General features: G+C 56.5%; 18 protein-coding genes. 5 read left to right on the top strand and 13 right to left on the bottom strand.

Features of this window, described 5'->3' with window-relative positions:
- Positions 1 to 9: 9 nt before the first annotated feature.
- Complete coding sequence (locus BWI76_RS16330; protein WP_064371802.1) at positions 10 to 1,050, top strand: oxidoreductase; 1,041 nt, start codon at positions 10 to 12, stop codon at positions 1,048 to 1,050.
- A 56-nt stretch (positions 1,051 to 1,106) separates the two neighbouring features.
- On the opposite strand, the gene add is transcribed toward BWI76_RS16330, so the two are convergent.
- A complete protein-coding gene (add, locus tag BWI76_RS16325) occupies positions 1,107 to 2,108 on the bottom strand; it encodes an adenosine deaminase (RefSeq protein ID WP_049103492.1) in 1,002 nt (333 codons plus the stop codon).
- 272 nt (positions 2,109 to 2,380) lie between these two features.
- On the opposite strand from add, the gene metQ reads away from it, so the two are divergent.
- The gene (metQ, locus tag BWI76_RS16320; RefSeq protein ID WP_024357990.1) at positions 2,381 to 3,193 is read left to right on the top strand and encodes a methionine ABC transporter substrate-binding lipoprotein MetQ; all 813 of its coding nucleotides are present in this window, start codon (positions 2,381 to 2,383) and stop codon (positions 3,191 to 3,193) included.
- 77 nt (positions 3,194 to 3,270) lie between these two features.
- Here metQ and yedF read toward each other — a convergent pair whose 3' ends face one another.
- From yedF to malX, 5 genes are all read right to left on the bottom strand, one after another.
- Entirely contained in the window at positions 3,271 to 3,504 is a 234-nt protein-coding gene (gene yedF, locus BWI76_RS16315) for a sulfurtransferase-like selenium metabolism protein YedF (RefSeq protein WP_004134369.1), read from the bottom strand.
- A complete protein-coding gene (yedE, locus tag BWI76_RS16310) occupies positions 3,501 to 4,712 on the bottom strand; it encodes a selenium metabolism membrane protein YedE/FdhT (RefSeq protein WP_004134371.1) in 1,212 nt (403 codons plus the stop codon). The genes yedF and yedE overlap by 4 nt, the downstream gene beginning before the upstream one ends.
- Positions 4,713 to 4,900: 188 nt before the next feature.
- Positions 4,901 to 5,104 (bottom strand): putative selenium delivery protein YdfZ, encoded by a 204-nt coding sequence (gene ydfZ / locus BWI76_RS16305; protein ID WP_004134374.1) that lies wholly within the window; start codon positions 5,102 to 5,104, stop codon positions 4,901 to 4,903.
- A 315-nt stretch (positions 5,105 to 5,419) separates the two neighbouring features.
- Positions 5,420 to 6,598, bottom strand: coding sequence for a MalY/PatB family protein (locus BWI76_RS16300; protein WP_049086486.1), 1,179 nt, complete (start codon positions 6,596 to 6,598; stop codon positions 5,420 to 5,422).
- A gap of 48 nt (positions 6,599 to 6,646) precedes the next feature.
- The gene (gene malX, locus BWI76_RS16295) at positions 6,647 to 8,239 is read right to left on the bottom strand and encodes a maltose/glucose-specific PTS transporter subunit IIBC (protein WP_004134377.1); all 1,593 of its coding nucleotides are present in this window, start codon (positions 8,237 to 8,239) and stop codon (positions 6,647 to 6,649) included.
- 174 nt (positions 8,240 to 8,413) lie between these two features.
- On the opposite strand from malX, the gene BWI76_RS16290 reads away from it, so the two are divergent.
- Entirely contained in the window at positions 8,414 to 9,442 is a 1,029-nt protein-coding gene (locus BWI76_RS16290; RefSeq protein WP_024357992.1) for a Mal regulon transcriptional regulator MalI, read from the top strand.
- A gap of 25 nt (positions 9,443 to 9,467) precedes the next feature.
- Here the strand turns inward: BWI76_RS16290 and BWI76_RS16285 are convergent, their stop codons facing one another.
- A complete protein-coding gene (locus BWI76_RS16285) occupies positions 9,468 to 10,973 on the bottom strand; it encodes a YdgA family protein (RefSeq protein WP_004134383.1) in 1,506 nt (501 codons plus the stop codon).
- Between the two features lie 98 nt (positions 10,974 to 11,071).
- The gene (gene manA / locus BWI76_RS16280; RefSeq protein WP_064371801.1) at positions 11,072 to 12,250 is read right to left on the bottom strand and encodes a mannose-6-phosphate isomerase; all 1,179 of its coding nucleotides are present in this window, start codon (positions 12,248 to 12,250) and stop codon (positions 11,072 to 11,074) included.
- A gap of 197 nt (positions 12,251 to 12,447) precedes the next feature.
- Between manA and fumA the strand changes: the two genes are divergently transcribed.
- On the top strand, positions 12,448 to 14,094 hold the full coding sequence (fumA, locus tag BWI76_RS16275; protein ID WP_004134385.1) for a class I fumarate hydratase FumA: 1,647 nt from the start codon (positions 12,448 to 12,450) through the stop codon (positions 14,092 to 14,094).
- 142 nt (positions 14,095 to 14,236) lie between these two features.
- The gene (fumC, locus tag BWI76_RS16270) at positions 14,237 to 15,637 is read left to right on the top strand and encodes a class II fumarate hydratase (protein WP_082237086.1); all 1,401 of its coding nucleotides are present in this window, start codon (positions 14,237 to 14,239) and stop codon (positions 15,635 to 15,637) included.
- Here fumC and tus read toward each other — a convergent pair.
- The 5 genes from tus to iraM form a co-directional block, all read right to left on the bottom strand.
- A complete protein-coding gene (tus, locus tag BWI76_RS16265; protein ID WP_004134391.1) occupies positions 15,627 to 16,559 on the bottom strand; it encodes a DNA replication terminus site-binding protein in 933 nt (310 codons plus the stop codon). The genes fumC and tus overlap by 11 nt on opposite strands.
- 74 nt (positions 16,560 to 16,633) lie before the next feature.
- Positions 16,634 to 17,935, bottom strand: a complete 1,302-nt coding sequence (gene rstB, locus BWI76_RS16260; protein WP_024357998.1) for a two-component system sensor histidine kinase RstB — start codon at positions 17,933 to 17,935, stop codon at positions 16,634 to 16,636.
- A 477-nt stretch (positions 17,936 to 18,412) separates the two neighbouring features.
- Entirely contained in the window at positions 18,413 to 20,188 is a 1,776-nt protein-coding gene (locus BWI76_RS16255; protein ID WP_064371798.1) for a GGDEF domain-containing phosphodiesterase, read from the bottom strand.
- A gap of 251 nt (positions 20,189 to 20,439) precedes the next feature.
- Entirely contained in the window at positions 20,440 to 21,156 is a 717-nt protein-coding gene (gene rstA, locus BWI76_RS16250) for a two-component system response regulator RstA (RefSeq protein ID WP_004134406.1), read from the bottom strand.
- Between the two features lie 338 nt (positions 21,157 to 21,494).
- A complete protein-coding gene (iraM, locus tag BWI76_RS16240; protein WP_004134408.1) occupies positions 21,495 to 21,842 on the bottom strand; it encodes an anti-adapter protein IraM in 348 nt (115 codons plus the stop codon).
- Positions 21,843 to 22,357: the final 515 nt, after the last annotated feature.

The raw sequence follows: 22,357 nt of genomic DNA, 5'->3' as shown, positions 1-22,357 counted from the left end.
GGCAGAAAAATGAGTGACGCTATCCGGGTAGGATTAATCGGTTACGGCTATGCGAGCAAAACCTTTCATGCGCCGCTCATCAGCGGTACGCCGGGGATGACGCTGGCGGCGGTGTCGAGCAGCGATGAAAAGAAAGTGCTGACCGACTGGCCTGCGGTGCAGGTGGTGGCCGCGCCGCAAGCGCTCTTTAGCGATCCCAATATCGACCTGGTGGCGATCCCCACCCCAAACGACACCCATTTCCCGCTGGCCAAAGCCGCGCTGGAAGCGGGCAAGCATGTGGTGGTGGATAAACCTTTTACCGTGACGCTAGCGCAGGCGCGCGAGCTTGAAGCGATTGCCAAAAGCGAGGGGCGCTTGCTTTCGGTGTTTCACAACCGCCGCTGGGACAGCGATTTTCTGACGGTGAAATCGTTGATTAATGAAGGGCTGCTGGGAGAAGTGGTCTATTTTGAGTCACATTTCGACCGCTATCGACCGCAGGTGCGGCAACGCTGGCGCGAGCAGGGCGGGCCGGGCAGCGGCATCTGGTACGATCTTGCCCCGCATCTGCTGGACCAGGTGGTAAATCTCTTCGGACTTCCGGTTAGCATGCAGGTCGATCTGGCGCAATTACGTCCGGGCTCGCAGTCCACTGACTATTTTCACGCGGTATTAACCTGGCCGCAGCGCCGGGTGGTATTACACGGAACCCTGGTGGCCGCCGCGGAAACGGCGCGCTTTATCATCCACGGCTCGCGCGGAAGCTACGTGAAATACGGCCTTGATCCGCAGGAAGAACGGCTGAAAAGCGGCGAGCGCCTGCCGCAGGAGGACTGGGGATACGATATGCGCGACGGGCTGCTGACGCGGGCCGAAGGCGAGGAAATAACCGAAGCGTCGTGGCTGACGCTACCGGGCAACTATCCGGCCTATTATGCCGCCATTCGCGATGCGCTTAACGGGGTCGGCGTTAATCCGGTCCCGGCAAGCCAGGCGATTCAGATAATGGAACTGATTGAGCTGGGGCTGGAGTCGGCCAGGCATCGGGCGACGCTGTCTCTGAATTAGATCGCCCTGACGAAACGAGGCGGTAGCAGAACCCCGCGTTGCCGCGGGGGTAAACATCAAGCCTGCTGTACGCGCTGAATCAGCGCCGCTTTCTCCTGGGCGCTTAAAAAGGCGAGCTCCAGACCATTTTTCTGCGCCTGGCGAATTTGCTCCCGGCTTAAGCCGGCAGCCGGGGCGGCGAAGGTGTATTCGTGGATAATATCGACGCCCTGAACGGCGGGGTCGTCGGTGTTGATACAGGCCAGCACGCCGTGTTCGAGGAACGTTTTCAACGGATGCTCGGCCAGGGATGACACGGTACTGGTCTGAATATTGGATGTCAGACAGGACTCAATACCGATTCGCTGCGCGGCGAGATAATCCATTAGCGCCGGATCCTGCACCGCCTTCACGCCGTGGCCGATACGCTCGGCACCCAGTTCGCGAATCGCCTGCCAGATGCTTTCCGGGCCAGCGGCTTCGCCCGCATGAACGGTGATGCGCCAGCCGGCATCGCGCGCGCGGCGGAAGTGATCCATAAACAGGTTTCCCGGGAAGCCCAGCTCATCCCCGGCGAGGTCGAGGGCGGTGATGCCGTCGCGGTGGGCGAGCAGAGCCTCAAGCTCTTCCTCACAGGCCGCCTCGCCGAAGGTGCGGCTCAGGATGCCGATCAGGCGGGCTTCGACGTTAAAGTCGCGGCTGCCTTCTTTCACTCCGGCGATCACCGCCTCGACAACGCCGGCAACGGGCAACTGGTGAGTCATCGCCATATAGCGTGGAGAGAAACGCAGTTCGACGTAGTGCAGGCCGTTGCGCGCGGCATCTTCGAGGTTTTCATAGGCGACGCGGCGGCAGGCCTCCAGCGAGGCCAGCACTTTTACCCCCCAGTCGAGCTTAGCGAGGAAGCTGACCAGGTTGGGCTCATTGCTGGTGACCTGCACATGAGGACGTAAAGTATCGAGGGTGTCTGCCGGGAGTGCGAGATTAAACTGACGGCCAAGATCGAGAATAGTTTGGGCCCGGATATTGCCATCGAGGTGGCGATGGATGTCGGTTAATGGCAAAGTTAAATCAATCATGGTCGCACTCTTTTTTTAGTTAAAGTGCGCGTCATTGTACATCAGAACGATAAATGGTTTAAAGGGGAGAAAAATACCGAACAATCCAGGGGAAAACGTTGAGAGGAGGGAGGATTACCCTGTCAAATAGAGGAATGACCAAATCGCTCATAGCAAAACGCTATTAATCATAGTCAATCAGTATTTAATTTCGCCCGTGAGATTTTCTATAGTCTCTGGCGCTGATTTTCCTGCAATGAATGGCAGGCAATTTTTAAAAGGACCCTGGGAATATGGTTTTCACGTTAAAAAAAATCGCGGTACCGCTGATTGTCGCAAGTTCACTGCTGCTGGCCGCCTGCAAACCTGGCGAGGACCCCAACCACATCAAGGTGGGCATTAGCGCGGGCGTCGATCAGGAAGTGTGGGCGGTGGCGCAAAAAGTGGCGAAAGAGAAATACAACCTCGACGTTGAGGTGGTGACGTTTAATGATTTCGTTCTGCCTAACGAGGCGCTGAATAACGGCGATCTGGATGCCAATGCTTTCCAGCACAGGCCCTATCTGGACAAACAGATTCAGGAGCGCGGCTATAAGCTGGTTCAGGTTGGCACCACTTTCGTTTATCCGATAGCGGCCTATTCAAAGAAAATCACATCGGTCGCTCAGCTGCCCGATGGCGCGCAGGTGGCGGTCCCCAACGATCCAACTAACCTCGGTCGTTCTCTGCTGTTGTTACAAAAACAGGGGCTGATTACGCTGAAGGACGGCGTGGGTCTGCTGCCCACTTCGCTGGATATTATCAACAATCCGAAAAAGCTAAAAATCGTCGAAATTGAAGCGCCGCAGCTGACCCGCGCGCTGGACGACCAGCAGATAACCATGGCGATCATCAATACCACTTTCTCCAGCCAGGTTGGGCTGTCGCCGTCGCGCAACGGCCTGTTTGTGGAAAGCAAAGATTCGCCTTACGTTAATATCTTTGCCAGCCGTATCGAAAACAAAGACAGCGAGAAGGTGAAAAACCTGGTGAAGGCCTACCAGAGCGATGAGGTCGCCGCGGCGGCTGAACGGCTATACAAAGGCGATGCGGTGAAGGGCTGGTAGAGACGCTCGGCCAACTCTGATCGCGTGCAGTCACGATCATTGCAGCCGGTAGCGACCCACTACCGGCTTTTTTCTGGCTACTTTTGAATCAAATAGCGGATGGTTGGCCCATCCTGCTGAATGTCGAGCACGGTGTAGCCGTGGTTTTTGGCATCCAGCGGGATATTGTTAATCGACTGCGGACAGTCGCTGACCACTTCAAGTATCTCGCCTTTCTTCAGCGAAGGCATGGCTTCCAGCGTGGCGATGGCCGGATAGGGGCAGGGTTCGCCAACCATATCGAGGCGATAATCGGGAACGAAAGTTTTCATGCGCTTTCCTTAACGGTCGAGGCGGCGAGAGATTGACGGCGGAAGAAACGTTTTTCCCAGCCGATCACCAGAACCAGCGCGAGCAGCAGCAGGAGATAGGTCGCCAGCAGGCCGCCGAATGGCCCGAAGGTCGCCAGCAGGTTGATTTTATCCCAGCTTGTGGCCAGCGCCGGGGAGAGCCCGTCCCAGTAGTATGCGAGGATCGTTGAACCGATCACGTTGCCCAGCCCGACCCACCAGTAGTGCACCTGACCCTCCACCGCGCGGTACATCCAGCCGGTTTCGCAGCCGCCCGCCAGGACGATGCCAAAGCCAAACAGCAGGCCGCCGATAACCGCGTTAGGGCCCGCCCACATGATTTTCGGCTCCATACCCAGCTGCACGTAGCTGAAGATGCCAATGGCGCTGGCGGCCATACCGAAGATAATCGCCTTCGCCATATTGGTGCGTCCGGTTATCCACATATCGCGAAAGGCGGAGGTAAAGCAGATCTGCGCCCGTTCGATAAGCAGGCCAAACCCCACGCCAAACAGCAGCGCCAGGCCGAGCTTCGGCTGGTTCGCCGCGGTGAGCAGGCCCCAGGCGATCATGGCGAAAAAGACCACCATCCCGAGACGGAACCGGCGCCGCGCCTGGTCAGGTTTTTGCGTCAGCGGCGACGCCTGCGACACTTTCTGCATTTTTACCGGAATACGAAAGATGGGCAGTAAGGTAAAGCGCGCGCCGAACCAGGTGCCGATAGCAGTAGCGATGGCGAAGAACCAGGCGTGCAGAGAAAACTGCGGGATACCGGTAAAGAACGCGGCCAGATTGCAGCCCATCGCCAGGCGCGCACCGAAACCAGCAATAATTCCCCCGGCGACGGCCTGCAGAATGCGGATCCGGCTGCGAGGGAAGCGCAGCTTCACGTTATTCGCCCACAGCGCGGCGGCGAAACAGCCGCCGAACATGCCGATGATCATCATGCCGTCGATACGGGTGAGCGGGGTGCCCTCGAGATGAATGAGTTTATAGTAGCCCCACTCTTCGCTGTGCACGCCGACGAGCTGCAGTAATTGCCCGCCCCAGCGGGTGAATTCGCCGGTGACGGCCCAGAAAGTGCCGGTAATACCGAAGTAGTAGGTTGAGAGAATACCCGCGGCGATAACGGCGGGTACCGGCGACCAGAATTTAATCAGCCACGCCTGTTTGAACTGTTGCCATGTCATGAAGATGCCTCTGAACTCAGAAGGTATATTACCCGTAGCGGGTTAAAGAGCAGCGATAATACGCGGCTTATTCGCTGAAAACGCTCGATGGGATCAAATTGACCGATAAAGAGAATACAAAAGGCCACACCAGAGTGGCCTTTCACGCCCGCCGATCCGCGGTCAGCTCCCGGTGACGGTTTTGGCGATTAGTTAAAGCCCAGGCGAATAAGATTCAACGGGCAATATAATCCCTGATGGCCGTCTATTTCCACGCAATCGGCGCGACGGATCTGCTCCGCCGTTTTACCCTCGGCGTGGATGGCTTTGATGACGCCCGTCGCGCCGCTGTCGGCCACCATAACCATGCTGCCGGTAGAGATAGCGTTACGGTTACGATCGTAGGTGTTCATTTTTTTCCTCCTGATGAATGCTTTGACGGGAATTAAAAACGGCATTTAAATACACCTTTGCGAAACGGTTTTTTTTTGAGTCTCGTCAAAATATTGGCTAATTATGCCCGGAGGATGGATGAGCGAGCGGGGAGTGGGCAATTAAGCGAAGGCAGCGGCGGTAAATAATCCCGCGATGCCGCGCCGCCGTGTGCTAAATAGATCGTGTACTCCGGCGGCGCGGAAAAATAGCGCGGGATGATGATATTTCCGGCTTAATTTTTTAGCCGCGAAAAACCGGCGGCGATATTGACCTCTGAGCTAGCGGACAGGCCGCTAGCGCGTTGGCGATCGGCGCAACGCGGCGATTAACCCCTGTACGCCTTTTTCCAGCTTCTCGCGCGGACAGCCGGCGTTCAGGCGGACAAAGCCTTTACCCGCTTCGCCGTAGGTATCGCCGGGCATAATGGCGATCTTTTGCTCCTCGATGAGCGCTTTTTGCAGGGCGCGATCGTCAATCGCCAGTGGCCGCAGATCAATCCACGCCAGGTAAGTCGCCTGCGGCGGCTGCCAGTTAAGCTCGGGAAACGCCTGGTTCAGCTCATCGGCGATGTAGCGCATATTCTCCTGCAGATAGCCGCGCAGGGCATCCAGCCAGGCCGCCCCCTCGCGATAGGCGGCGATATGCGCCACCAGCGCCGGCACGGAAGGGGAAGAGAGGCCATCGCGACTCTTCAGAGCGTGCAGATAGCTTTCGCGCGCGGCGGCGTCGTCAATCAGCCCGTATGCGCCGGTAAACGCCGGAATGTTGAAGCTTTTTGAACCGGAGGTAAAGAGCGCCCAGGGGCTGCGCGCCACCTCGCACCACGGGATGTGCTGATGCCCATCCCACGCCATATCCATATGGATCTCGTCGCTGATCGCCTTGACGCCGTGTTTTTCGCACAGCCGCGCCATGGTTTCCAGCTCTTCACGGGTCCAGACCTTGCCGGTGGGGTTATGCGGACTGCATAGCAGCAAAACGGTATTGCGCGGCTCGGCCAGCGCCTGCTCCAGCTGCGCCATATCGCAGCGCCACTGGCCGCTGTCGAGGGTGAGCGGGACGGGGGCGACGCGCCGCTGATTGCCTTCGATAGTTTTATAAAAGGCGTCATAGGCCGGAGCGTGGACCACAATGCCGTCTCCCACTGCCGACCACTGGCGAATCATCTCCGCGACCATATAGATAACCGACGGGCCGTACACCAGCGCTTCGCGATCGATTGAGCTATGAAAACGGCTGGCGAACCAGTGGCTCACCGCGCCGAGGAACTCGTCGTTTTTCCAGCGGCTATAGCCAAAAACGCCGTGTGCCAGGCGTTTGCTGACGGCATCAAGAATGCAGGGGGCGGTGGCGAAATCCATATCGGAGATAGTAAACGGCAGCAGGTCGGCTGCGCCAAAGCGGTCGGCGACGTAATCCCACTGGGTACACCAGGTGCCATGACGGTCGACCGGCGTTGAAAAATCAAACATCTGCACTTCCTTCATTATGAACCCCCTCCCGTAGGGAGGGGGCGGAGCTTATGCCTCGACGGTATTCATCAGGACAGCCATTTCATCTTTTACCGACTGCACCTGCGGGCCAATCACCACCTGCAGGTTGTGCTGGTTGAGCTGCACCACGCCGATGGCGCGATTCGCTTTCAGCGCGGCGCTGTCGACTTTGCTCATGTCGTTAACCGACAGACGCAGGCGGGTGATGCAGTTATCGAGCGAAACGATATTTTCGGCGCCGCCGAGCGCGGCCAGAATCGCCGGAACGTTATAGCCTGATTTTCCGGTCACGCCGGTGACGGCCTTTTCGAAAGCGCTATTAGTTTCAATATCGCGTCCCGGGGTTTTCAGGTTAAAACGGGTGATAGCGAAACGGAAGATGCCGTAGTAAACCGCGAACCAGATAGCCGCGACCACCGGCACCAGATACCACTTGGTGGACAGACCGTGCAGAATGCCGAACACCACAAAGTCGATAACGTTGCCGTCGGTGTTGCCGATAGTCACGCCGAGGATAGCCATCATGGTGAAGCCCAGCCCGGTCAGCAGCGCGTGGATAACGTACAGCACCGGTGCGACGAACAGGAACAAGAACTCCAGCGGTTCCGTGGTACCGCCCACCACGCAGGCGATAACGCCGGAAATCAGCAGTCCCTTAATTTTATGCCGGTTTTCCGGACGCGCGCAGTGGTACATCGCCAGCGCCGCGCCCGGCAGGCCGCCGAGAAATGCCGGCATTTTCCCCTGCGAAAGGAAACGGGTCGCGCTTTCGGAGAAGCCGTGGGTGGTCGGACAGCTGAGCTGGGCCTGGAAAATCGTCAGCGCGCCGCTAACGCTATGGCCGCAAACGTCCATGGTGCCGCCCGCCTCGGTAAAGCGGATCAGCGCCACCAAAATATGGTGCAGGCCGAACGGCAGCAGCAGGCGTTCTCCGGTGCCGAAGATCATCGGTCCGAAATCCCCGGCGCTATTGATGACCTGGCCGAGGGCATTAATTCCCATGGCGAAAACAGGCCAGATCAACGGGATCACCAGACCGACCAGGCCGAGAACCACGGTAGTAATAATTGGAACAAAGCGGGTGCCGCCAAAAAAGGCCAGCGCGTCGGGCAGGCGGATATTGTGAAAACGCTCATGCAGCATCCAGACGATGATCCCGGCGATCACCGCGCCAAGGATCCCGGTATCGATAGACTGAATACCGATAATATTCTGAATGTTATTCGCTTTGAGGACGGCGGCATCGGTGGTCGGCAGAATGCCTTTGGCCGTCAGCCAGAAGTTAACCGCCAGATTCATCACGGCGTAGCCGACAAAACCGGCAAACGCGGCGACGCCCTTGTTTTCCCGGGCCAGGCCCAGCGGAATGGCGATACAAAACATCACCGGCAGAAAGCTGAAGGCAAAAGAGCCGACTTTGCCCATCCAGATGAAAACGGCCTGCAGCAGCGGCACGTCCAGCCACGGCAGGAGCGTCAGGACATCATGGCTGCTCAGAGAGCTGCCGATCCCCAGCATGATCCCGCAAAAGGAGAGCAACGCCACGGGTAACATGAAGGTTTTCCCTAACTGCTGGAAAAACTCCCATAAGGTAATTTTGCTTGCTGTTTTCGCCGTCATAACATGAATCCTGGTTCTTAAAGTTAGCGGTAGGATGAAGCGCAACGGAAAGATAAAACGTTTTACCTAATTTTAGTGCGATAAAAATCACATATTCCGGCGATAATAACGTTTATAAAGAGAGTATCTTGATAAAACGTTTTATCGACAGCCAAAGGGAGCCAGCCTGCAGTTATGGCTATCGCGAAAAAAATCACCATTAATGATGTCGCCCAGGCGGCGGGGGTATCGGTCAGTACGGTATCGCTGGTACTGAGCGGCAAGGGGCGTATTTCCTCGGCCACCGGCGAGCGCGTCAATCACGCTATTGAGCAACTGGGCTTCGTGCGTAACCGTCAGGCGGCGTCTCTGCGCGGCGGGCAGAGCGGGGTGATCGGTCTGATCGTCAGCGACCTATCGAAGCCTTTCTACGCCGAGATGACCGCCGGATTGACCGACGCGCTTGAGTCGCAGGGGCGAATGGTGTTCCTCACTCAGGGGGGACACAGCGGTGAAAAAATGCTTCAGCGTTTTGATACCCTGGTGGCGCAAGGGGTCGACGGCGTAGTGATTGCCGGAGCGATCGACCAGGGAGCGGAGCTGCGCGATCGCGCGGCGCAGGCCGGGATGCCGCTGGTGTTTGCTTCCCGCGCCAGCTATCTCGACGATGTTGACCTGATCCGCCCGGATAATATGCAGGCGGCGCAGATTGTCACCGAACACCTGATCCGCCGCGGCCATCAGCGCATTGCCTGGCTGGGAGGGCAGAGCTCGTCCCTGACGCGCGCCGAACGGGTGGGCGGCTACTGCGCCACCTTACTGAAGTATGGCCTGCCGTTTCATAGCGAGTGGGTGCTCGAATGCGAGTCGAGCCAGAAGCAGGCGGCGGAGGCGATGGCGGCGCTGCTGCGGCAAAACCCGACGATTAGCGCCGTGCTGTGCTACAACAGCGTGATCGCCACCGGGGCGTGGTTTGGGCTGATGCGCGCCGGGCGACAGAGCGGCGAAGCTGGCGTCGAAAGCTATTTTGAACAGCGGATAGCGCTGGCGGCATTTGCGGAACTGCCCGAGGATGCGCTGGACGATCTGCCGCTGACCTGGGTGACGACACCCGCCCGGGAGCTGGGGCAAAGCCTGGCGGAGTGCATTTTACGCCGAATGGAAGAGGGCCAGGGCGCGGCGAGAAACCAGATCATTTCTCCGCGACTGATTACCCGAAAATAGCCCCTGGTAAGGGGCTATTTGTCGTTTACTGCTGCGGCGCTGCGGGTTCAGCGACGGCGGGAAGCGCTAAACCGAACATTCCGGCAAACTCATCCAGCGGCATTTTCTGCCCGTTCAGCGTGACCTGGCCGTCAGCGTACTGCAGGCTTGAGGTGATCGCGTTATCTTCCATGGTCGTGATGCGGAACATCTGGCCCATCGCCGCCAGGCCTTTCACCTGCTGATCCGCAAGCTTAGCGGCGTCGGCGGGCTGATAACCTTCCAGCCCGGCAATCTGGGTCATAAACGCCGTCGCCATATCGACCGGGATCACCAGCTTGCCGTCGAGAGATTTAACGCTACGATCCACTTCATCCGCCAGCGTCTGCGGCGGGGTAGTGGTCAACGACGGGTCTTTCAGCAGAATCGACAGGTTAAGGGTGGTTTCGCCTTTCGCATTGCGCCAGCTCAGCGGCGAAATGGTCAGGGACGGGCTGCCTTTCAGCATCATCGGCAGCGCGCTAAAGAAGGTCTGCGTCAGCGCCTGCTGATAGAGCTCAGGATTCTGCGCCAGCTGCGGATCCGCCATCAGCGCCTGCGCTTCGGCGTTGTATTTTTGACTGAACTGATGGAAGGCTGCGCCGTCAATGTTATCCAGTTTCAGGGTCAGCCGGCCGCTACCGATATCCTGATTTTGCAGCTTCAGGCTGTTGACGGTGTAGTCCAGCTGGCTGTTAATGCCTTTACCGTCGGCAGTCAGCGAGGAGTTACCGTCAATTTTCATCCCTTCGAATAGCGCCAGCTCTTTGCCTTCCACGCCAATCGCCAGTTTGTCCAGCGAGATAGCCTGTTTACCGATACGTTCGTTGAAGCTGGCCATTTCGGTGGAGCCATCGGTTTTCAGATTATTAAAGGTGAGCTGAACTTTCTGGTTGTACTCGTTGACGGCGTTAATCTGCCCGCTACCGGCTTCGCCGCTCAGGCTGAGGGTTTTCCCCTCGCGGTCGGCATTCAGCTGGAACTGCCCGCCGCTAAACGTCACTTTCTCATCGCCTTTCGCGTAATCAAGCGGGTTGAGCACGATAGCGGATTGGTTGTCGCCGCTATAAGCGATACGGGTATCAATGGTGAACGGCGTTTCGCCTTTAGCGATGTCGAACAACGCCTTGCTGGCGTCGTTATTGGTCAGCGTGGTTTTGACGGACGCCATCGCCGGAGCGAGGTTAAAGGATTTCAGCGAAGCCAGCGGGAAAGGACCGTGATCGACGACTTCATCAAACACCAGCGATTGCCCGGCGGCGAGCCAGCGGGGCTCTTTGCCGGCAATGGGCTTCAGCACCAGCTGTAAATGGCTGCGGAACAGTCCGCGCTGATAGCCCTGATATGTCAGCTCCACGCCAGCCTGCGGCGCGCTGCTTTGCAGCTGCGCATTAGCCTGCTGCACCATATCGGCAATGCGGCTTTCCAGCTGCTTCCCCGTATACCACGCGCCGCCAGACCAGACGACGCCCAGCGCGATGATAACTCCTGCTGCGACCAGCGATTTTTTCATAGCATTTGTCCATAAATGAAACCAGGCGGATCGGGCCGCCTGGTTGTGTTGTCATGATGGGTGAAAGTCTAGCAACTGTGGCTAAAAAGTTCAGTAACTTACTGGAGCTTATTAAACACGCGCGCGACGCGGCCATAGCCGCTGACCTGCACCGGAGATTCATTACAGCCGATAAACGCGGATTCACCCGGCTTCAGCGTCAGGCTGTGCTTGTCTTTGGTGATGACCGCTTCGCCCTCGACGCAGAACAGGATCGCCGCGCTATCCTGGGCGATGGTTGACGCTTGCGCCGACAGGTCGTGCAGAGAGAAGGCAAAATCATCAACCGGGATCGGGAAGTCCAGCTCCGCGCCGCGGCTGACCGGCTGGGTCAGCAGCTCGCCCGCAGGTTTGGGCGTAAATTTGACGTTCGCCACCAGTTCCGGAATATCGATGTACTTCGGCGTCAGACCCGCGCGGAGCACGTTGTCCGAGTTGGCCATCACCTCCAGCGCCACGCCCCGCAGGTAGGCGTGCGGCGTTTCCGCAAACAGGAACATCGCCTCGCCGGGATTCAGTTTGACCACGTTGAGCAGCAGCGGAGAGAAGAGTCCGCTATCGTCCGGGTAGAACTCGGCGATCAGGCGGATAGTCTGCCAGGGCTCACCCTGCTCGCTGTCCAGCGCCGCCTGCAGCACGCGCAGGGCGTGCGCTTTTTCTTCGCCCTTCATATTCAGCAGGCTGGCAAACAGCTGGCTCAGATGCTCGCCGTTCGGCTGCGCGAGGAATTGCGCAATTGCCGGATGGGCATCGGCGACCGGCTGCAGCAGATTGACGATATCGGAAAACTCACGGAAGGCGTTCATGGCGAGGAACGGCGTTAAGGCGAAAACCAGCTCAGGCTTGTGGTTCGGATCTTTATAGTTACGTTCGGCGGCATCAAGCGGGATCCCGGCGGCGTTCTCTTTGGCAAAACCGATTTCCGAGGCCTGCTTGTTCGGATGCACCTGGATAGAGAGCGGCTGCGCGGCGCACAGGACTTTGAACAGGAACGGCAGTTCGCCGAAACGCCCGGCGACTTTCTCGCCAAGCAGGGTCGCTTTATCGCTGTCGATCGCGTCGCGCAGAGAACGCGGAGTTCCGCTATTGTCCAGAATCTGCGAGCTGCTCTTCGGATGCGCGCCCATCCACAGCTCCGCCATCGGCAGGTTGTTCGGATTAGCAATCCCATAAAGTTCGGTTAAGGCGGTATGGCTTCCCCAGGCGTAGTTTTGCACTGAGTTAATGAGCTTTTGCATTCTCAATCCCTGTTTCCACTTAATAGTCATGGCACTATTAAACCAGCAATCGACCGATAAGCAACCGGCGCGAAGAAAAAGTCGTCCTTGTCTCAGTTTTTGTTAAAAAATTGTGTAAAATCGATCGACTCGCTTTTCCACGGGCAAATGGAGTGTCTGCCTGAAATATAATCAGCTAAGCAGTAAGTGAGAGCACAATGTCGAATAAACCGTTTGTATATCAGGATCCTTTTCCACTGAAAAAGGACGATACCGAGTATTACCTCCTCAGCAGTGATTACGTCTCCGTCGCCGAATTCGCCGGCCAGGAAGTGCTGAAAGTTGAACCTCAGGCGCTAACTTTACTGGCACAACACGCTTTCCACGACGCCTCCTTTATGCTTCGCCCGGCGCATCAGCAGCAGGTCGCCGATATTCTCAACGACCCGGAAGCCAGCGAAAACGATAAGTACGTGGCGCTACAGTTCCTGCGTAACTCGGATATTGCCGCTAAAGGCGTGCTGCCGACCTGCCAGGATACCGGCACGGCGATTATTACCGGCAAGAAAGGCCAGCGCGTGTGGACCGGCGGCGGCGATGAAGCCGCGCTGGCGCAGGGCGTTTATAACACCTATATCCAGGATAACCTGCGCTATTCGCAGAACGCGCCGCTGGATATGTATAAAGAGGTCAACACAGGCACTAACCTGCCTGCGCAAATCGACCTCTACGCTACCGACGGCGAGGAGTACAAATTTCTCTGCATCGCCAAGGGTGGCGGCTCGGCGAATAAAACCTATCTGTACCAGGAAACCAAAGCATTAATTACGCCGGCGAAGCTGAAAAACTACCTCGTCGAGAAGATGCGCACCCTGGGAACCGCCGCCTGCCCGCCGTACCATATTGCGTTCGTCATTGGCGGCACTTCGGCGGAGTCCACCCTGAAAACCGTTAAGCTGGCCTCAACCAAGTATTACGACGGCCTGCCGACCGAAGGCAACGAGCACGGTCAGGCCTTCCGCGATATTCAGCTGGAGCAGGAACTGCTGGCGGAGGCGCAAAACCTCGGTCTTGGGGCGCAGTTCGGCGGCAAATACTTCGCCCACGATATCCGCGTTATCCGCCTGCCGCGCCACGGCGCGTCGTGCCCGGTGGGCATGGGCGTCTCCTGCTCGGCGGATCGTAATATCAAAGCCAAAATCAACCGCGAAGGGATCTGGCTGGAGAAACTGGAGAGCAACCCGGGCAAGTATATTCCCGAACATCTGCGTCAGGCCGGTGAGGGCGAGGCGGTCAAGGTCAACCTCAACCAGCCGATGAGCGATATTCTGGCGCTGCTGTCGCAGTACCCGGTGTCAACGCGTCTATCGCTGAGCGGTACGATTATCGTGGCCCGCGATATTGCTCACGCGAAGCTGAAAGAGCTTATCGATAGCGGTGAAGAACTGCCGCAGTACGTCAAAGATCACCCGATCTACTACGCGGGTCCGGCGAAAACGCCTGACGGTTACGCTTCCGGCTCTCTTGGTCCCACCACCGCTGGCCGTATGGACTCCTACGTCGATTTACTGCAATCCCACGGCGCAAGCATGGTGATGCTGGCCAAAGGCAACCGCAGCCAGCAGGTCACCGACGCCTGCCATAAGCACGGCGGTTTCTACCTCGGCAGCATCGGCGGTCCGGCGGCGGTACTGGCGCAGCAGAGTATCCGTAGCCTGGAGTGCGTGGCGTATCCGGAGCTGGGGATGGAAGCTATCTGGAAAATCGAAGTGGAAAACTTCCCGGCGTTTATCCTCGTGGATGACAAGGGCAACGATTTCTTCCAGCAAATCCAAAGCTCGCAGTGCGCCCGCTGCGTGAAATAATCCCAGCCGCCCTTCGGGGCGGTTTTTTTATGCCGCTTAGCGGCACGAACGACTAAAACAACATATAAATCTGACCCATACTTTACGCTTTAAGCAGGTGAGCTTTGTCGCGATTTCGCACTTTGAATCCAAGGAGACAGTCATGACAACGTATCGCAGTGAAAAAGACTCAATGGGCGCCATCGACGTGCCTGCTGACAAGCTATGGGGCGCGCAAACCCAGCGCTCGCTGGAACATTTCCGCATTTCGACGGAAAAAATGCCGGTCGAGCTTATCCACGCGCTGGCGCTGACCAAGCGCGCGGCGGCGAAGGTGAATAACGATCTCGGCCTGCTGGCCGCGGAGAAAGCGCAGGCGATTATTCAGGCCGCGGATGAAGTGCTGGCAGGCCAACATCCGGACGCCTTTCCGCTGGCTATCTGGCAAACCGGCTCCGGCACGCAAAGCAATATGAATATGAATGAGGTGCTGGCCAACCGCGCGAGTGAGCTGCTGGGCGGGGCGCGCGGGATGGAGCGTAAGGTGCACCCGAACGATGATGTCAACAAGAGCCAGAGCTCTAACGACGTTTTCCCGACGGCGATGCACGTGGCGGCGATAATTGCCCTGCGGGAGAAGCTGATTCCGCAGCTCAACGTGCTAAAGCAGACCCTGAACGATAAAGCCGTTGCCTTCAGCGACATCGTCAAAATCGGCCGCACCCACCTGCAGGACGCCACGCCGCTGACCCTCGGCCAGGAGATCTCCGGCTGGGTAGCGATGCTGGAGCATAATTTAAAACATATCGACCATAGCCTGCCGCATCTGGCGGAGCTGGCGCTGGGCGGGACGGCGGTGGGAACCGGGCTCAACACTCATCCGCAATACGCGGTACGCGTCGCCGCCGAGCTCGCGGCCTTAAGCGGCCAGCCGTTTGTCACCGCGCCGAATAAATTTGAAGCGCTGGCGACCGTGGATGCCCTGGTGCACGCCCACGGGGCGCTGAAAGGCCTGGCCGCCTCGCTGATGAAAATCGCCAACGATGTACGCTGGCTGGCTTCCGGCCCGCGCTGCGGGATTGGCGAAATTGCGATCCCGGAAAATGAACCGGGATCGTCGATTATGCCCGGCAAAGTCAACCCGACCCAGTGCGAAGCCCTGACTATGCTGTGCTGCCAGGTGATGGGTAACGATGTCGCGGTAAATATTGGCGGCGCATCGGGCAACTTTGAGCTCAACGTCTACCGCCCGCTGGTGATCCACAACTTCCTGCAATCGGTGCGGCTGCTGGCGGAGGGGATGGCGAGCTTTAACGAGCACTGCGCGGTGGGGATTGAACCGAATCGTGAACGCATCAGCCAGCTGCTCAATGAGTCGCTGATGCTGGTCACCGCGCTGAACACCCATATTGGCTATGACAAAGCGGCGGAAATTGCCAAAAAAGCGCACAAAGAGGGGTTGACCCTGAAGGCATCCGCGCTGGCCCTCGGCTACCTGACGGAGGACGAGTTTGACCGGTGGGTTCGCCCGCAAGAGATGGTGGGCAGTCTGCCTACTCGTTAGCCAGCCACAGGTGCAGCCGCGGGATCAGAAGCCTGAGCGACTGCGCCTGCGGTTTATAGCGATACTGTACGTTCTCGGCGTCATAGTTCAGTAACTCACCGAGGTCCGGCACGCTGACCCCCTTCGTGCCGGATATCAGCGCAATCATCGGTCCCGGACAGGCGTATTGCACCTGTTTTTGTTCGCCGCTGTACCAGACCCGGGCGATGGGCTGCACTTTCACCGGCCGCTTTATCTTCAGCTTTGCCCGCTGCGGCAGGGCGGCAATATCCTGATACTCTCGCTCCAGCTTGCTTTGCCACTGCTCGCGCGTCCACGGCGGCACCGCTCGCGGCGACTGCAGGCTTTTTTCCAGCTGCATCAGCACCCGATCACGGGTAAGGTTTTTAATCACGTGCTTATTGGCCCAGCCAAAGCGAATGGTGCTCGGATCGAGCAGCGGGGTCAGGGTACGGTAGGCGCTAAGCGTGATAAGCCCCGGCAGGTGGCGATGGACCCACTCAAACCGTGCGGCGGCAGGCAGGCCGGAATCGACGGTAATAATCTTCTCAAAGGTTGCTTTGAGGGCGTTGATATGGGCAATTTTGCCTGCCAGCTCAGCCTGTTGGTTGGCGTCAGTTTGCAGGCAAATCGCGCCGGGCAAGCGCACGGCGGCCTTACTGCTGCGGGTTTCCGACTGCTGCTGGATAAACAGATGGCTGTAGTGCCTGAGCGCCATCTCCAGCGCGGTTTTGCCGGTATGCTGAACCACATTGATGCTGTCGAGCGGCTGGTGTTCCGCATCCTTGCTTACCGGCGGCAGCTCAAAGACGCGGGCGGCCAGCAGGCGGCATTGGCTCAGGGACTGTTTCAGCTCTTGCAGTTCGCGCTCGAGCTGGCGAAAGGTGCCGTTCAGACGTTCAACGAGGTCATAGCTGGCCATATTTTCCACCTTAGTTACAACATGCTTGACGTTTTTTTAACTATAGCAGACCTCAGCATCTGCGCAAAGGCTCATCAGGCGGAGGTAAAACTCGGCAACTGATGATACACCGGCCAGCTAAAGCAAAAACAGGCTCCGCCCAGCGCGCTCTCTTCGCAATGGACTTCCCCGGCCATAGCCTGGGCGATACTGTGAACGATAGCTAAACCGAGGCCACAGCCGCCGGTGGCGCGATCGCGGCTGGGGTCGAGGCGTACGAAAGGCTCGAAAACTCTCTCGCGCTCAGCAGGCGCGATACCGGGACCATCATCTTCGACCCGCAGCGTCGCCCGCGAACCCTGCAGCGTCAGGCCGACCTGAATTCGCCGATTGCTGTAGCGCAGGGCGTTGTTCACCAGATTATCCAGCACCCGTTCCATCAGGCGCATATCCAGCGCGCCGTAATTGCCGGCCAAAATGTCGCCTGGCGCGACTTCGCGCTGGGGATTAACCGTTTGAATATCTTCCACATGATCGCGGATCCACGCCGGGAAATCGGGGGTCGTCAGCTTCAGTTCGTTCTGCGGACGGTCAAGCCGCGCGTAGGTCAGCAGCTCTTCAATCAGCGCTTCCAGCTGGCCGATGTCGCGGTTCAACGCCAGAGATTCGGCTTCGGTGAGGTTCTCGCTCATCTCGAGACGATAGCGCAGACGCACCAGCGGGGTTCGCAGCTCATGGGCGATACCATCGATCAGCTGTTTTTTGCTGGCGATAAGCGCGTTGATATTATCGGCCATCTGATTAAACGCCACGCCCAGCCGTTCGAAGCTGGACATGCTGTCGAAATGAATGCGTTCGCTAAGATGTCCGTCGCCGAAGCGCTGGGCGGCGGTCTCAATACGCAGCATGTCCTGCCAGTGCGGACGCATCCAGATAAATACCGGGAAGGCCAGCGAGATGGCGATAAAAGCCATCAGGGCCAGATCGAGCAGGCGCATCTCGTGCAAAAAATAGAGATAGGGCACCGGGCCGACGGAAAGCACGTAGTGGCTGCGCGGGATGCGCTGGATAAAGGTGTACTGATCGTCGAGAGCGACGATATCCCCGGCGCGCAGATGCTGCATCGAGTTCTCCGACAGCTTGAATTTGCTGATGGGTTCGATATGCAGATCGAAAGAGAGATTGAGATCCAGCTCTTTAAGCGTTTTGCTCCAGTCGCGCGGCGGGATCTCCCGCAGCTCGCTGCGCATCAGATACAGCGAGCTTTTCATTAAATCGTCCAGAGACTGACGCCCGGCGCGTTCGGCGGTGAATTTGTACACCAGGCCAACCATCATAGTCATCACCAGGAAGCAGACGAACAGCAGCAGGTAAAACTGCACAAACAGCTTTTTCATTAAATCTCACTTAAAAAAGGTTAAATGCCTTTCTCATACCCTCAGAGGCATCATGAGGGCATTTTCCCCGGCAGAAACTTCGTGAAAACCCCTTTCTGCATTTTCATCCGCCGCTGGATTCGCTATGAAAGCAGGGTTCGCACCGGCTGACAACATCCGCTCTGCATAAGTTATGCGGCGGGCAGTCGACACACCCGGCAATCTTGATCGCGCACACTCGAGGAGACCATAGCAAGCGAGTGCTGACGCCGTCGCGTAAGCTTGTCAAAAAACCATTATAAGAAAGTGGTTATAGGTGAGGAGGGTTCAACTTGATATAACACCTTTTCTCATCTCTGCTGGAGGTTATATGGCAATTTCGGCTAGAAACCAGCTGGCTGGTACGGTTAGCGCGACTGAACGTGGGGCATTTTGGTCAGCAAGAACCTTGCGTAACCGCCGATGCGTCCGATCATTTGCTTCGAAAACGGCGATGCCCTACAGGGGGTTCCTTTCCGTCGCTGCGTTTCTGGCGCGGGACCATGCTGCAAAATCTGCAGAAACCATTGGCCTGGCATAGAAATAGCCCTGAACCTCATCGCAGCCGAGGCTTCGCAAGATCTCGACCGTTTTGCGATCCTCGACGCCTTCGGCCAGGACGATGTAATCGAGCTGCTTGAGAAGCTTGATAACGTTACGCACAATAATGCGGCTGGCTTTTTCGTCGACAATATGACTCACAATAGACCGGTCGAGTTTGATGATGTCCAGGGGCATTTGCCGCAGGTAATTAATGTTGCTGTATCCCGAACCAAAGTCATCCAGAGAAATTTTAAATCCACGTTTTTTAAGCATGTTCAACCCGTTAAGCGCGGCCGGACTTTCAAGCATCTTCTCGGTTTCCAGACACTCCAATCCCAGCAGCGCCGGCTCAAGAGACGCATTCCGCAGTTTCTGTTCAAGCTCCTCAGCGAAATCGGGCCGAGAAAAGTCACTGGCGGCCAGATTAATTGACACCGGCAGAGTCAGTCCCTGGTCCCGCCACTCGCTCAGCTGCGCGATAGTGCGATCGATAACCCAGGCCGTGAGCTCACGCATCAGGCTGGTCTTTTCGACCAGCGGGATAAATTCGCCGGGCAGGACTTCGCCGTTTGTCGGATGCTTCCATCTGACCAGCGCTTCAGCACCCGTCACGCGCCCGGTCGCCAGCGAGATTTTCGGCTGATAGACCAGATATAAGCCCTGGTTTCCCTGCAGCGTTTGTCTGAGTTCGGTCAGCAGGCTGAAATCCCTCTTTTTGCGGGTATCCAGGGCGTCATTATAGGTGGTAAAACGGAGCCCCTGGCTTATCGCCTCATGCAAAGCGCTCACCGCACGACGCAGAATTTCATTCGGCGTCAGGGTGCTGTCGCACAGCCCGGAGTCACCCATGTGAATATCCAAATCCAGGGGAACTTCAGGGCCAATCCTGGCCTGGGTTCCCTGAAGGTTTTGTGCAATGTTTTCCAGCGACAGAGCCGTTGGCTCAGGCGTTAAAAAAGCAAATCGTCCGACCGCCACGGCGTAAAGCTGGCCCGCGAGAGGCAGACGTGCCTGCAGCTGAGCGGTCATGTCGCGAAGTAAGTTTTCTACGGCAATCATCCCCAATGAGCGGGCCATCTCGTAGGCAAAGGGCATATCAATGCAGTCAATGATGACCAGCCGGAAGGCGCTCACCGCCGACACCTCAATGTCCTTCAGCAGGCGCTGACGATTGGGTAATAGCGTGACGACGTCGGTATAGCCTACCGAGTGCCAGGAGGCTAAGAAGTCCGATACCAGCTCGGCCAGCGTGTTAAAGATAGCGACCTGCTCGTCGGAAAGTTCCCTGGGTTGCGTATCCAGGATACTCAAGGTACCCACGGCCACCCCATCCCGGGTTGTCAGCGGGCATCCCGCATAAAAACGAATGAACGGCGCTTCTCTGACGGCGCGATCGCGCTGAAAAACCGGGTGCTGATGCGTATCACGACAAATGAACGTTTTACCCTGTTTCAAGGTCTGTTCGCAAAATGCGTCGCCCAGGCGGGTTTCCGTGGCGGCGATATTCTGAGCGGATTTGATATATAGCTTTTCATCATCCAGCACCGAGACAAAACTCATCGGCATTTTCAGCAACTGGCAGACCAGATGCGTATACTTCTTTAATGCTTCGTCCCGTCCCTCGTCGGGATTTTTTAACAGGTCAATCGCCGCGCGTCTTTTACTTTCATCGTTGCTGAGATCGCTCAACATTTAAATACCCCCGTACAGTAGATATTTCGGTCATCCCAACCCACTGATGGTGTGAAGCTCTATACTCACGGCGGGTATCGATAGTGGCACAATCGCCATGGTTACCACCACATTAGAATGTTTTGCGCCGATCGGTTCCGGATTCGCCAGTTTTGCATTAAGCGCAACGCTTGTTTTAAGAATAGTTAATCATTAACAGGAGGGTGCAGTGACTGTGGCGACTTAACCCGCACTCACAGCTGACCCGTGAATTAATTGTCCCAGGCGTGGGGGGCGAACAGATAGCCTTTATTGCGTACCGTTTTGATGCGATAGGGCTCGGTCGCATTGTCGAGAAGCTTTTTGCGCAGCCGCGAAATGGCAACGTCGACGCTGCGGTCCATACCATCGTAGCTGACGCCGCGCAGGTTTTTTAATAACGCGTCGCGATCCATAATTTGTCCGGCGTGCGTCGCCAGCTCCCACAGCAGATCGAAATCCGCGGTGGATAACGCGACGCTTTCGCCGCTGAGCATGACCTGGCGATTGACCGGATCGATGCTCAGGGAGCCAAAGGTGATGGCTTTATGCGGGGTGAGGGAGGAGGGGACGCTACCTTCCGGCACGGCGACGTGCTGACGCAAATGCAGGCGCAGGCGGGCTAACAGCACCGCGGGCGGCGTGGTTTTCAGGATATAATCGCTGGCGCCCATTTCGAGAGAGAGAATATGGTTCATATCGCTGTCCAGCGAAGTGAGCAGGACGATGGGGCCCTGCCATTGGCCGCGCAAATCGCGGCACAGCGTCATACCGTCTTTACCCGGCAGCATGATATCCAGCAGCACCAGATCGGGCTTTTCGCGCGCGATAACCTCTTCCGCCCGGTCGCCGCGCGGTTCTACCACCACGTCCATATCGTGTTTGCCAAGGTAGGCGGCAATCAGTGCGCCGACCTCGGCATCGTCCTCAACGAAAACAATTTTATTCATATTGTGTATGCTTGTACTCATCTATCATCGTTTGAATCGCTTTGCCAGAATCGCGGCTGAGACGGCGCATGAGGCATCATAAGGTCAGCAGCCCATTCATCGCTATCGCCATTGTAAACCATTCGGGCATTAATATGAGCTATGTATTGGTGACGAAATTCGCTATGCTTCCCGGACTTGTGGTTCAGAGCTATGCTTTCACGTGACCAGACAATGATTGCGTTAATGACGAAAGTTCTGCGTATTATGGTCATGGGGTGCGGCAGAAGGTGGGCAGCGTCTGTCAGAACAGCCTCTGCCCGTAGAGAAATAGGCTGAGCTTGAGTCAGGGGAGAGCCTTATTCTGGCCTCTTTTGCCTCGCACCGTAGGGGCACAAGGCGAATTTGCAGAGACTTCTTCGATGGCAGATGAGCAACATAGGATTCTCATTGCCCGGACAATCGATATACCGGGCAAACGTTGACCACAGGATTTCCGTATAGGGGAAAGCGTGAATAACCTGTAAATCGCCGGGCTCGCCGTTAATGAGCACTTCATTTTGAGTGATGTTAATAACCGAACCAGTGTTCAAAAAATAATCACCATTATACCATATGATTAATTTGAGATTTTTAGCACTTGCCGCAACTGAAAATCCTGTTCCGGTTACAGGACATACAAGGCTATTTTCAATATTCCACTGCATGCTTAATGCGCTCCAGTAATTTATGAGCATTTTCGCGTTGATGTATATAGTTTGATAAGGTTTAAGGGGCTTTTTATTGTGCCTGAAGCGGGTCCAAACATGGAGGTTCCTTTAGCTGACGCTGACTTAGTTTAATATAGAATAATTGCACTTACATGAGTGTCTAATACTGATATTGATAATAGCAACAAGTAAAAGATTCGAAAAACCGACCGGAGATGAACTAATAAGCTGCATTGTTGGTTGTGAATAGAATAAAATTCCGCGCTGGATATCAAGATTAGATCGAAAGATCGTAAAATCATATAATTACGATCATATCTACTACGCTGCATGTCATTAATGGCAAAGTATGCTTCTTTATGAAATCGGTTTTATTTTGATATAAATCAATATAACGGACTTTATTCTGCTGTTTTTCTAAAAAGTGTCTACGCGCGCTTATTGCTAATGAGTGCAGAAATAATAGATTTAAAGTCATCAGTTATGCTAAAAACCGCCTATATCAATTAACC

This window comes from Klebsiella sp. M5al, assembly GCF_002090195.1.
Lineage (GTDB): Bacteria > Pseudomonadota > Gammaproteobacteria > Enterobacterales > Enterobacteriaceae > Klebsiella > Klebsiella grimontii.
This window is presented reverse-complemented; position numbering and strand designations above follow the sequence as displayed.